The organism is Dickeya sp. NCPPB 3274, assembly GCF_000406205.1.
Classification (GTDB): Bacteria; Pseudomonadota; Gammaproteobacteria; order Enterobacterales; family Enterobacteriaceae; genus Dickeya; species Dickeya fangzhongdai.
The window spans coordinates 1,959,258-1,970,814 of sequence record NZ_CM001979.1; the positions used below are offsets into that span (position 1 = coordinate 1,959,258).

The following is an 11,557-nucleotide window of genomic DNA, read 5'->3' on the forward strand; positions in this document are numbered from 1 at the left end:
TGCCGAAGGTAGCGCGTAGCGCCACAGTTTAGCTACTAGCCAGTGGTCAAGGAGAGGTGGCGTTTGAACCTCTCCTTGTCGTGCGTGCTATGAAGTGGCAAAGAAACCACACCGTTTATCCCGCACGAAACCATTCACTGACCAGACATACATCTCCGTTTACAAAACAACACGGCTGTTTGTCGACAGCCTTAGAGTTTTGTTATTTCTTTTCGCTGTCATCCGCCGGCGGGTGTCCCACCCGGGTCAACTGTGGGCGGTGCGCTGGCAGCCAGCCGACCAGCGATGGGAAGCGTTTCAGGAAGTGGAACACCACTACGTTTTTGAAAATCTGCCAGTACGAGCGTTTGGGTAGTTGCGAAGGGTCAACCCGTACGCAGTCTTCACGAATAAGCTGGTGCAGGTTGTCCCGCAGTTGCTGGTTGAAGTTGCGGTCATTGATGATCAGATTGGCTTCGAGGTTGAGCGCCAGACTGAGCGGATCCAGGTTGCTGGAACCGATGGTGGTCCAGTATTCATCCTGCAACGCGACCTTGCCGTGCAGCGGCTGACGGCGGTATTCATAAATGTCCACCCCGGCTTTCACCAGCCAGGGATAGAGCAGGCGGGCTCCGACCAGAACGATCGGCATATCCGGCTGTCCCTGAATGATCAACCGCACCCGCACATCCCGTCGCGCGGCCTTGCGCATCGCCCGCAGCAGTCGATAGCCGGGGAAAAAATAGGCATTGGCGATCACCACCTCGCGTTTAGCCCGTCGCAGCATCAGCAGGTATTGACGCTCGATGTCGCGGCGGTGCAGACCGTTGTCGCGCCAGGCAAACAGCGCCTGCGCGTTACCGGGGTGGGTGTTACGCACCGCGCGGCGAAAGCGTCGCCGCCACCAGATGCGCGGCTCCTCATCGTGGGCCAGCGCCGCCAGCACAAACCGGTAGATATCGTCCACCACCGGGCCGCGCACTTTAACGGCGTAATCCTGCTTGGCTTCCGGGCCGTAGTCGCTCAGGTGGTCGGCCGAATAGTTGATGCCGCCTATCCAGGCGGTGTGGCTGTCCACTACCACAATCTTGCGGTGTAGCCGCCGGAACAGGTTGGTACGCATCAGGCCGAACAGGCGCGGGCGCGGATCGTAAAAATGGAAGCGTACGCCGGCTTCCACCATCGGCGCCAGAAAGGCGGGCGACAGGTCGTGCGAACCGTAGCCGTCGGCGGTGGCATCCACGCTGACGCCGCGCCGCGCCGCCGCGATCAGCGCCTCCCGCAACGCGTAGCCGACCTTGTCTTCAAACCAGATGAAGGTTTCCAGCACCACCCGGTTGCGGGCCTGGCGGATCGCGTCAAACACGCTGGGATAGAATTCGTCGCCATTCACCAGTAGTTCAATCTGGTTGCCGTCGCGCCATTCGGTTTTCACAAGTGAATCTCCACCGCCAGCGGCGCATGATCGGACAGGTGCGACCAGGGTTTGGACGGCAGCAACTTCGGTACGCTGGTCCGGGCGTTGCGCACATAGATGCGGTCGAGACGCAGCAACGGAAAGCGAGCCGGAAAGGTCCGTGCCGGTTTGCCGAAATGCTGGCTGAATACCTCTTCCAGACCGGCGCTGCGTTTCAGCAGGGCGCTGGCTTTCATCTGCCAGTCATTGAAATCCCCGGCGACGATCAGAGGCGCCTCGGCGGGTAGCGTCGTCAGCAGGTCGCACAGTAATGCCATTTGCTGTCGCCGGTGCGAGGCGGTGAGCCCCATGTGTACGCACACGATGTGGATATGTAAATCCCGGTTGGGGACTTTCAGTACGCAATGCAGGATGCCGCGTTTGGCTTTTTCGGATACCGATACGTCCAGATTGCGATAGCTGAAAATGGGAAAGCGCGACAGCACCGCGTTGCCGTGCTCGCCTTCCGGGTAGACCGCATTGCGCCCGTAGGCGTAATCGTTCCACATGGTTTCCGCCAGAAACTCGTAGTGCGAGGTGTCCGGCCAGTGTTCTACCTGCAGCGGATGGGTGGAATGGCGGCCCAGCACTTCCTGCAGACAGACGATATCGGCGGAAACCGAGCGTACGGCATCGCGCAGTTCCGGCAGGATGAAGCGGCGGTTCAGTGCGCTGAACCCTTTATGGGTATTGATGGTCAGCACGGTGAAAGAAAACCCCAATGACGGTTGCGAGACGGTATCCATTGTTTTCCCTCGTTCCCAAGTAGCTGAATAATCAGTGTAGTCAGTGTTTGGCAAAGCGTCGCTGACGGCGGGCGCCGGCGGTTTGCGCCAGCCTAGCCAATCTTGCGCCGAAACAGGGCGTAGGCGGCGCTGCCGGTGGTGGCGGTGATTGCCAGCAGCGGCCACACCCCGCGCCAGACCACGGCCAGGCTGGCGTTTTTCAGATATATCTGTTTAGTAATATCGGTGAAATGGCGCACCGGGTTGACCCAGGTAAGCTGTTGCAGCCACAACGGCATATTCTCGACGGGCGACACATAGCCGGACAGCAGAATGGCGGGCATCACGAAGACAAATACGCCGATGAACGCCTGTTGCTGGGTGGAACAGAGCGAGGAAATCAGCAGCCCGAACCCCACCAGCGACAACCCGTACACCAGTATGCAGAGGTAGAACAGCAGCAGCGAGCCGGAAAACGGGATGCGGTAGGCGAGGATGCCGGCCGCCAGCACGATGCTGGCCTGAACGGTGGCGACAATCAACGCCGGCACCGCCTTACCGACAAAGATCTGCCCGGTGGATAACGGCGAAACCAGCAACTGTTCCAGCGTGCCTTGTTCCCGTTCGCGCGCCACCGACAGCGCGGTGACGATCAACACGCCAATGGTGGTGATCAGCGCCACCAGCGACGGCACCACAAACCATTTGTAGTCCAGATTCGGGTTGTACCAGTGACGAATCACCAGCTCGCTCTGGTGCGTCAGCGCCGGATCGTTCAACTGCTCTAACTGATAATCCTGCACGATCTGTTGCACATAGCGGGCGGCGATCTGGGCGCTGTTGGAGTGGCGCCCGTCGAGTAGAAGCTGGATGCTGGTCGGCGTGCCGCTGACCAACTGGCGTGAGAAATCGGGCGGGAAGCGCACCAGCAGCAGCGCCCGCTGGTTATCGATCGTGGGCGCGATGTCCTGCGGGCTGTGCAGGGTGATGACCCGCGAAAAGGCGCTGGCGCTGGCGAAACGCTGCGTCAGCTCCACCGAAGCCGGGCCGTTGTCTTCGCTGTAAATGGCGAGCGTGGCGTCGGTGACGTCCAGCGTGGCGGCGAACGGGAACAGTAACACTTGCAGCAGCACCGGCAACACCAGAATGGCGCGGGTTTGCGGCTCGCGCAGCAATGACTGAAGCTCTTTGCGGATCAGCGTCCACAGACGATGCAACATACTCTTTTCCCTCATCAGCGTGCCGGCATACATCCGGCACGGCCCGGTGGATGAATTACCGCACCTAATCCAGTCGGCGGCGGGTTTTCCAGGCGGTCAGGCCGATGAAAAACACCGCGGACGTCATTAAAAACAGCAGGTTCATCAGCAGCACGCTACCGATATTCCCGGCCAGAAACAGGGTTTGCAGCGTGCTGACGAAATAGCGGGCGGGGATCAGGTACGACACCGCCTGTACCGGCACCGGCATGCTGTGGATTTCGAAAATAAACCCGGACAGCATTACCGCCGGCAGAAAGGCGGCGTTGAGCGCCACCATCGCCGCGTTGAACTGATTGCGGGTCAGGGTGGAAATCAGTAATCCCATCCCCAGCGTACTGGCGAGAAACAGACTGCTCAGGCCGAACAGCAGCCACAGCGAGCCGCGATAAGGCACCCCCAGCACAAACACCGCCACCACCACGCACAGAGCCATAGCGATCATCCCCAGCACATAATAGGGGAGCAATTTGGTGAGCAGCAGTTCAGCGCGGGTGACCTGTGTTGAAAGCAGCGCCTCCATCGTGCCGCGCTCCCACTCGCGGGCGATCACCAGCGAAGTCAGGATTGCGCCGATCACCGTCATGATGATGGTAATGGCGCCGGGAATAATGAAGTTCCGGCTGATGGCGGCGGCGTTGAACCAGTAGCGGGTCTGCACCTCAATCAGCGGTTGATAACGGTCGCCGTGGTCCTGCGCGTATTGCTGCTGCCAGAGTTGCCACACCCCCTGAGCGTAGCCCTGCACGAATTGCGCGGTATTCGGTTCGCTGCCGTCGGTGATGACCTGAATCGGCGCGCGGTCCTGCGGGTGCGCCAGCCGTTTGGCGAAATCGGCTGGAATGACCACCAGACCGCGAATCTGCCCGGCCTGCATCCGTGCTATCAGCGCCGGGCGGTTATCGCTGAGGGTGACCGACAGAAAGGGCGAGCCGGTAAAGGCGCGCGCCAGGCTGTCGGCCTCGGCGCTGTGCTGCTCCATCAGGACGCCGACGTTCAGACGGCTGGAGTCGAGGTTGATGCCGTAGCCGAAGATGAACAGCAGCAACAGCGGGATGACGAAAGCGATCAGCGCGCTGCTGGGGTCGCGCAGGATCTGGCGGGTTTCCTTCAGGCACAGCGCGCGTAAGCGTCGCCAGGAAAAACGTTTATCGTCAATTGGTGGTGACATGGCCGGCCTCCTGATCATAGGCCTGCACCAGCGTGATGAACGCCTGCTCCATGGTCGGCTCCGGCGTGTCGTCGCTGGCGGCCTGACGTTTCAGGTCATCCGGCGTGCCGCTGGCGATGAGCCGGCCGCGGTACACCAGCCCGATGCGGTCGCAGTATTCGGCTTCGTCCATAAAATGGGTGGTGACCATCACCGTCACGCCTTTGTCCACCATGCCGTTGATGTGTTGCCAGAACTCCCGGCGGGTAAACGGGTCGACGCCGGAGGTGGGCTCGTCAAGAAACAGGATATCCGGTTCGTGCATCAGCGCGCAGGCCAGCGCCAGCCGCTGGCGGAAACCGAGCGGCAGCGCGTCGGGCGTTTGCTGGAAGATCGGATGAAAGTTGAACGCCTGCGCCATACTGTCCACCTTATCCTGCTGATGCTGGCCGCGCAGGCCGTAAACGCCGGAGAAAAAGCGTAGGTTTTGTTCCACTGTCAGGTTGCCGTACAGCGAAAATTTTTGCGCCATGTAGCCGAGATGCTGCCGCGCCCGGCCGGAACGGGTCTTGAGGTCCATATCCAGCACCAGCGCCTGACCTTCGGTCGGCGTCAGCAGGCCGCACATCATGCGAAAGGTGGTGGATTTCCCAGCGCCGTTCGGCCCCAGCAGACCGAAGATTTCACCGCGGCGCACCTGAAAATTCACCCGGTCGGTGGCGGCGAAATCGCCGAATTTTTTGGTCAGATTCCGCGCTTCGATCACCGTTTCCCCAAGATGGGTGTCCAACTGCGGCAGGGTTGCCGCCAGCGATGAGGTGGCGCTCGGCCCGCCGCCCAGCAGGTCGATGAACGCATCTTCAAAACGCGGCGCGGTGTCCTGCACGCTGTCCGGCGGCAATTTAAGGGTATGCAGCAGCGTGGCGCGGTCCGCCTGCGGTTTCAGAATCAGCCGCACGTAGCGCCCCTGAATCACGCCGTCGCTCACCTGCGGCTGACGCAGCGCCTGTTGCAGCAGACGGCGGTGGTTGCTGCCCGGCTGGTCGAGCAGCAGGCAGCGGCCCGCCATCCGTTGCGTCAGGTCGGCGGGCGCGCCCCGGTAGAGCAATTCGCCTTCGTTGAGCAGCAGCACGTCGCGGCACTGTTCGGCCTCGTCCAGATAGGAGGTGCTCCACAGAATCAGCATGCCGTCGTCCGCCAGTTCGTGCACCATCCGCCACAGTTCGCGGCGGGAGATCGGGTCGACGCCGACCCCCGGTTCATCCAACAGCAATACGCCGGGCTGCCCCAGCAGGGTGCAGGCCAGCCCCAGTTTCTGCTTCATGCCGCCGGAGAGTTTGCCCGCCAGCCGGGTGGTGAAGCGGGTGAGGTCGGTAAACTGCAACAGTCGATCAAAGGTGGCGCGCCGGATGTCGCCGGTGATGCCGCGCAGGTCGGCGTACAGCGTCAGGTTTTCCATCACGGTGAGGTCTTCGTACAGGCCGAATTTCTGCGGCATGTAACCGAGCCGGGCATGCAACTGGCGGTCATCGGCGATCGGGTCCAGCCCCAGCACCCGAATCGTGCCCGCGCTGGGCGTCAGCAATCCGGCCAGCATGCGCATCAGCGTAGTCTTGCCGGCGCCGTCCGGCCCCACCAGCCCGGTGACCGCGCCGGCGCGAATCTCGGCGCTCAACTGCGCCAGCGCCGGTTTCGTCATGCCGTCGAAGCGTTTTTCCAGCGCGTCGAGGCGGATCAGCGGCGGGTCACTGGTCATGGCGCGACCGATCCTGCATCAGCGTGAGGGTTACCGGCATCCCCTGACGCAGACCGTCGTCCGCGTCGCTGACGATGATGCGCAGCCGGTACACCAGGTCGGTGCGCAACTCCGTGGTTTCGACATTTTTCGGCGTAAATTCGGCGCTGGGCGACACAAAGCCGATTCTGCCGTGATAGGGGCGGTTCGGGCGGCCGTCGGTGTAGATCAGCACCTCGCGCCCGGGCGCGGCGCGGCCTAACTGGGTTTCATTGACGTAGGCGCGAATCCATACCGGCTGGGTCAACGACAGGGTAAAGACGGTGCTGCCGGCGCTCAGCATGCTGCCGGCTTCGGCGGCCCGGGTCAGAATCACGCCGGGAGAGGGCGCGTACAGGCGCGTATCCTGCAGACTGAGTTGCGCCTGCGCTTCAGCGGCCTGCGCCTGCGCCAGCGATGCTTCGGCGGCGGCTATTTCCTGCGGCCGGTTGCCGCGCTCATATTGGCTCAGTTTTTCCCGCGCCGCCTGCAACGTCGCCTGCGTTTGATTGCGGGTGGAACGGGCGTCTTCCAGCGCGTTGGCGGCTAGGGTGTGTTGCTTCCACAGGCCAAGCTGGCGCTGGTAGAAGCTGTTGGCGTAGTCGTAGGCGGCCTGCGCCTGCTCCAGTTGCGAACGCACCTGGGCGATTTCCTCGCTGCGGTAGCCTTCCCGCAGCAGCGCCAGTTGCGCCTGCGCGCTGGCTACGCTGGCTTTTTCCTGCCGTAGCGCGTTCTGCTGCGGCGCGTTATCCAGTCGGGCCAGCAACTGCCCCGGCTGGACAACCTCCCCTTCATCCACATTTAGAGCGGTCAGGCGTCCGCTGACCCGGAACCCCAAATTGACGCTGCGGATATCCACATTACCGTACAGCGTCAGCGGCGCATCCTGCTGGCTACGGTAGTGCATCAAGCCGTAGCCGGCGGTGGTGACGGCGAACAACGCCAGCACCAACCATACCCCTGTTTTTTTATTCATAGCGCTCCCGATATGACTTCGTGTGATTGCCGATCCCGCTATTACGACGACATCACTTAAGAATAATCCGATATTCAACAGATTGCCGTGTTCTGACTGACGGCGTGCTGATTCAGCGCGGATATGCGCTGCCGTGGCAGGAGAGAACCGGCTTTTTAATCAGTAAACGATTGATATCCATGAAGAGCACGGCCATTTTGCGCAGAATGCGGAGGATAAAATGTGATCGACAGATAAAAATTCCTCAAACAAGCGATTTTCTGTTACAATCGCGCGCAGTCACGCACCGTAGTTTGTGCCCATTCATCTGGAGTCAGCGTTGTAAGGCGTGTACGCCGACGCGGCGCTGAACCCATCTGTTGTCACCCTGAAAACTGCACCGGCGGATGCCGGGTAGGGTGAATCTGGAGTTGTTCTCGTTATGTCTTTTGAATCTCTCGGCCTGAGTGCCGATATTTTGCGCGCTGTGGAAGAACAGGGCTACCGTGAGCCGACGCCGGTTCAGCGTCAGGCGATTCCGGTGGTGCTGGAAGGGCGCGACCTGATGGCCAGCGCCCAGACGGGTACCGGCAAAACCGCCGGCTTCACTCTGCCGCTGCTGCAATTGCTGAGCCACCGTCCGTCGCAGGCGAAAGGCCGCCGTCCGGTGCGGGCGTTGATCCTGACGCCGACCCGCGAACTGGCGGCGCAGATCGGCGAGAACGTGCTGGCGTACAGCAAATACCTGCGTCTGCGTTCGCTGGTGGTGTTCGGCGGCGTCAGCATTAACCCGCAGATGATGAAGCTGCGCGGCGGCGTCGATATTCTGATTGCCACGCCGGGCCGTCTGTTGGATCTGGAGCACCAGAACGCGGTCGACCTGTCGCAGGTGGAAATTCTGGTGCTGGATGAAGCCGACCGTATGCTGGATATGGGCTTTATCCACGACATCCGCCGGGTGCTGGCGAAGCTGCCGCCCAAACGTCAGAACCTGCTGTTTTCCGCCACCTTCTCCGACGAGATCAAGGAACTGGCCGGGAAGCTGCTCACCAATCCGGCATCGGTGGAAGTGGTGCGCCGCAATACGCCGTCCGAACTGGTGACCCAGCACGTGCATTTCGTGGACAAGAAACGCAAGCGCGAACTGCTGTCGCTGCTGATCGGCAAACACAACTGGCAGCAGGTGCTGGTGTTTACCCGCACCAAGCACGGCGCCAACCATCTGGCGGAACAACTGAATAAAGACGGCATCACCGCCGCCGCTATCCACGGTAACAAGAGCCAGGGAGCGCGTACCCGTGCGCTGGCTAATTTCAAAGACGGCGACATTCGCGTGCTGGTGGCGACCGACATCGCCGCCCGTGGGCTGGATATCGACCAGTTGCCGCATGTGGTGAACTACGAGCTGCCGAATGTGCCGGAAGATTACGTGCACCGTATCGGCCGTACCGGTCGGGCGGCGTCGACTGGCGAGGCGTTGTCGCTGGTGTGCGTCGATGAACACAAACTGCTGCGCGACATTGAACGTCTGCTGAAGCGGGAAATCCCGCGGATGGAGATTCCGGGTTATGAGCCGGACCCAACGATCAAGGCCGAACCGATCCAGAACGGCCGGCAGGGCGGGCGCGGTGGTCGCGGCGGCGGTGCGCCGCGTCAGGGCGATCGTCCGCAAGGCGAACGCGCATCCGGACGCCCGCAGGGCGACCGTCCTCATCAGCCGCGTCGTGATGGCGCAGCGCGCCCGGCCGGACAGCGCCCGGAAGGGCAATCCGCCCGTCGTCGCCCGCCGCGCAAGCCTGCCGGCGGCCAGTAAGCGGGTTACCCGGCAAGGTCGCTATCCGGTCACGCAGCAAACAAAATAGCTACCCGGTCGGGTAGCTATTCGTCGGCAAACCTTGTTATCCAGTCAGTTATCGCCCAGGTCGTCTTCCCATGATGAGAAGACGACCGTTTACGCGGCGGTTTTCGCCACCGGTTGCGGCCGGGGGCGATAAAACATCACCGCATTGCCCGCCAGAATCAGCAGTAAACCCAGCACGGCGTTGCTTCGCCATACGTACCCTTCGTACAGGGTAGAGGCGGAGAGCGCGACCAACGGAAACAGCAAGGTGGCATAAGCCGCCTGGCTGGCGCCGATACGCCCAACCAGCGCGAAGTAGGCGCCAAAACCAATCACCGAGCCGAACAGCGCCAGGTAAGACAGCGAACCGAGATAGCGCAGCGAGAATTCCGGCGTAAAGCGGTAACCCAGCAGCAGTGCGATGAAACCCATCGCCAGCGCGCCGTACAGCATGCCCCAGCCGTTGGTGGTCATGATGTCCCGGCCCATGCGTTGGTGCTGGGCGCTGATGATGTTGCCGAGCGAAAAGCAGTAGGTGGCGATCAGGCTCATGCCGACCCCCCACAGCAATTGTGGGCTGCTGCCAAGTTGTAGCAGATCGTGCCAGAACAGCAGGATGATGCCGGCCAGCCCCAACGGCGCAGCCAGCTTCACGTTGCGGCTGAGACGGGTGCCGAAAAACAGCCGGCTGTTGAAGGCATTGAACAGCACCGCCATCGAAAAGATCACCGATTCCAGCCCGCTGGGGATCCAGGCGACGGCATGATAAAAGCAAAAGAAATTCATGCCGAAAACCGTCACCCCCTGAGCCATACACAGCAAATGCGCGCGGCCGCTCAGCGGGCGCAGGCGACGAGTCAGGATCAAAAACGCCATTAACAACGCCGAAGCGATGGCGAAACGCCAGAAAATCGACACTTCTGGCGGCACGCTACCTTGCTGTAGACTGATGGCGATCCAGGTGGTGCCCCAAATCAGCACCACGGCGCAATAAAGCAGGCTATTCATCGTCAGACTCCGCTAATAATCAATTTCACGAACAATCAATTTCACAAACAGTCAATTTCACAAACAGTCAATTTCACAAACAGTTTCACCGGTAATTCCGCAAACAATCCGCAAGCAACCGTAAACATTGAGTATCTGGGATTGGCAGGGCGGCGGCTGTCAGCAGCTTGCGGCGAGTAGCAGAATCCTGCGGTTTTTTTATTTCAAACGGCTTCCAGCACCGACAGGGGGCGACCTGCGCCGCACCCCGCCGCAGCACGTTTTCCTTCAGATTACGCAGAATAACGCCAGGGCTATCGATCGGCGGTTGGCGGGGCGCCAGAGTCCGGCACGAGCCGTCGCCGCCGTTGGTAAGTGAGCGATTTCGTTCATTAAGATGGGTTCAGGGTTTATTGCGCAGTCTTCTTGTCCGGCAACGCTTCGATGGTGGTAATCGACGCATTTTCTTCATACGAGTGTCATCTGGAAAGGATAGGGTTCGCTCAGATTGTTGATCGATAACGGTCATGATGATGACAAGGAACCACCCTATGCTGACTCAGGCGGAAGAGCGTCAGGCGAAAATCGTTGAATTTTTGCGCGAAGAGAATTTTGCTGATTTGCGCACGTTAACGGATCGATTCGAGGTTTCGGTCGCCACCGTTCGTCGGGACCTGTGCGACCTTGAGGAAGCCGGATTGCTGCGCAGAACGCATGGCGGCGCGGTCAATATCAATCAGGTCGCGCTGGATGCGACAAATGAGGCCCGCGCCGTCTGGAATCAGGCGGAGAAGGCGGCCATCGCCGCCGCCGTCGCCGGCATGATTGCCGATGGCGACACCGTGCTTCTGGATGCCGGTACGACCGCGCTGGAAGTGGCTAAAAAGCTCGTTGGTCGTCGAAGTCTGACGCTGATCTCGAATGGCCTTGACATCGTTGCTGAATTTTCGCGCAGCGAGGGGCAGAGCATTTACTCGGTCGGGGGAGAATTTACCGCCACGAACCGCTCATTCAGAGGGCCGCTGGCCGAGTATTTCATACGGCAGTTCAATGTCGACAAACTCATCCTGAATGCCGCATCGATCGACGTCGACCGTGGTTTGATCTGCACCTCATCGCCAGTGAATGCGAGCGTCGCGCGAGCCATGATCGACGTGTCGAACCGCGTCATTGTTGTGGCTGACCACTCGAAATTCACGAAATCAAGCCTCTCGGTCATCACCCGGATAGAAGACGTGGGCGTCATTGTTACCGATGCCGGCGCCCGCAGCATCATCGACACCGTACCTGAGAAATTGCGCAAGAAGTTTGTCATCGCGCACTGAAATCCGGCCCTCTGGTCGGCGGAGATGGGGATCCGGCTGAACCGCCCGGACTAATCCGGGCACGACGGCTCGCTTAAGTATCTTCCGGCACGCGTTTCTGTACGGGG

Annotated in this window: 9 protein-coding genes; 2 read left to right on the forward strand and 7 right to left on the reverse strand. The window is 60.7% G+C overall.

The features are described from left to right. Nucleotides 1-202: 202 nt before the first annotated feature. From clsB to hlyD, 6 genes are all read right to left on the reverse strand, one after another. Nucleotides 203-1,414: a cardiolipin synthase ClsB gene (gene clsB, locus DXX3274_RS09010; RefSeq protein WP_042859503.1), complete on the reverse strand. Its 1,212-nt coding sequence runs from the start codon at nt 1,412-1,414 to the stop codon at nt 203-205. Further along, complete coding sequence (locus DXX3274_RS09015) at nt 1,411-2,181, reverse strand: endonuclease/exonuclease/phosphatase family protein (protein WP_042859504.1); 771 nt, start codon at nt 2,179-2,181, stop codon at nt 1,411-1,413. Before DXX3274_RS09015 ends, clsB begins: the two co-directional genes overlap by 4 nt. A gap of 92 nt (nt 2,182-2,273) precedes the next feature. Beyond that, nucleotides 2,274-3,380, reverse strand: coding sequence for an ABC transporter permease (locus DXX3274_RS09020; RefSeq protein WP_042859505.1), 1,107 nt, complete (start codon nt 3,378-3,380; stop codon nt 2,274-2,276). A gap of 64 nt (nt 3,381-3,444) precedes the next feature. Next, entirely contained in the window at nt 3,445-4,590 is a 1,146-nt protein-coding gene (locus DXX3274_RS09025; RefSeq protein WP_042859507.1) for an ABC transporter permease, read from the reverse strand. Beyond that, complete coding sequence (locus DXX3274_RS09030) at nt 4,574-6,325, reverse strand: ATP-binding cassette domain-containing protein (protein ID WP_042859508.1); 1,752 nt, start codon at nt 6,323-6,325, stop codon at nt 4,574-4,576. Before DXX3274_RS09030 ends, DXX3274_RS09025 begins: the two co-directional genes overlap by 17 nt. Beyond that, on the reverse strand, nt 6,315-7,319 hold the full coding sequence (gene hlyD, locus DXX3274_RS09035) for a secretion protein HlyD (protein ID WP_038918711.1): 1,005 nt from the start codon (nt 7,317-7,319) through the stop codon (nt 6,315-6,317). Before hlyD ends, DXX3274_RS09030 begins: the two co-directional genes overlap by 11 nt. A gap of 421 nt (nt 7,320-7,740) precedes the next feature. On the opposite strand from hlyD, the gene rhlE reads away from it, so the two are divergent. Beyond that, nucleotides 7,741-9,111, forward strand: coding sequence for an ATP-dependent RNA helicase RhlE (gene rhlE, locus DXX3274_RS09040; protein ID WP_038918712.1), 1,371 nt, complete (start codon nt 7,741-7,743; stop codon nt 9,109-9,111). Nucleotides 9,112-9,249: 138 nt separating this feature from the next. On the opposite strand, the gene DXX3274_RS09045 is transcribed toward rhlE, so the two are convergent. Beyond that, nucleotides 9,250-10,146 (reverse strand): DMT family transporter, encoded by an 897-nt coding sequence (locus DXX3274_RS09045; protein ID WP_042859510.1) that lies wholly within the window; start codon nt 10,144-10,146, stop codon nt 9,250-9,252. 530 nt (nt 10,147-10,676) lie between these two features. Between DXX3274_RS09045 and DXX3274_RS09050 the strand changes: the two genes are divergently transcribed. Then, nucleotides 10,677-11,450: a DeoR/GlpR family DNA-binding transcription regulator gene (locus tag DXX3274_RS09050; RefSeq protein ID WP_038918714.1), complete on the forward strand. Its 774-nt coding sequence runs from the start codon at nt 10,677-10,679 to the stop codon at nt 11,448-11,450. The last annotated feature ends 107 nt before the right edge of the window (nt 11,451-11,557 follow it).

Bases quoted from the DNA above. Each gene is read 5' to 3' on its own strand.
- DXX3274_RS09020 (WP_042859505.1), bottom strand. From the start codon at position 3,380: ATGTTGCATCGTCTGTGGACGCTGATCCGCAAAGAGCTTCAGTCATTG.
- DXX3274_RS09045 (WP_042859510.1), bottom strand. From the start codon at position 10,146: ATGAATAGCCTGCTTTATTGCGCCGTGGTGCTGATTTGGGGCACCACC.
- DXX3274_RS09025 (WP_042859507.1), bottom strand. From the start codon at position 4,590: ATGTCACCACCAATTGACGATAAACGTTTTTCCTGGCGACGCTTACGC.
- DXX3274_RS09015 (WP_042859504.1), bottom strand. From the start codon at position 2,181: ATGGATACCGTCTCGCAACCGTCATTGGGGTTTTCTTTCACCGTGCTG.
- rhlE (WP_038918712.1), top strand. From the start codon at position 7,741: ATGTCTTTTGAATCTCTCGGCCTGAGTGCCGATATTTTGCGCGCTGTG.
- hlyD (WP_038918711.1), bottom strand. From the start codon at position 7,319: ATGAATAAAAAAACAGGGGTATGGTTGGTGCTGGCGTTGTTCGCCGTC.
- DXX3274_RS09050 (WP_038918714.1), top strand. From the start codon at position 10,677: ATGCTGACTCAGGCGGAAGAGCGTCAGGCGAAAATCGTTGAATTTTTG.
- DXX3274_RS09030 (WP_042859508.1), bottom strand. From the start codon at position 6,325: ATGACCAGTGACCCGCCGCTGATCCGCCTCGACGCGCTGGAAAAACGC.